1 protein-coding gene is annotated in these 273 nt (G+C 53.8%); it reads left to right on the top strand.

The window, feature by feature from the left end:
* On the top strand, window positions 1–273 hold a 273-nt coding region (locus SB773_RS31710), incomplete at both ends, for a non-canonical purine NTP pyrophosphatase (RefSeq protein ID WP_410594292.1).

Below are 273 nucleotides of genomic sequence, written 5' to 3'. Positions count from 1 at the left end.
ATCCTGAAAGCAGAGGCCATCGCCCATCGGCTAGGCCACTTTGTCATTGCGGATGATTCCGGATTGATTGTAGATGCATTGGATGGCCGTCCGGGCGTATATTCTGCGCGCTATGCTGGAGAGTCCAAGAGTGATGAAGCGAACACGGAAAAAGTCCTTAGGGAACTGGAAGGCGTGCCGGAAGAGGAAAGAACGGCGAGATTTTATTGCGCCTTGGCACTTGCGTCGCCCTACCAGGAAACGATTACTGTATCGGGGACGATGGAGGGCTTG

The organism is Bacillus sp. SIMBA_074, from assembly GCF_046534555.1.
Lineage (GTDB): Bacteria > Bacillota > Bacilli > Bacillales > Bacillaceae_G > Bacillus_A > Bacillus_A mycoides.
The sequence above is the reverse complement of the archived record's forward strand: the minus strand, read 5'-3'. Positions and strand labels throughout refer to the sequence as shown.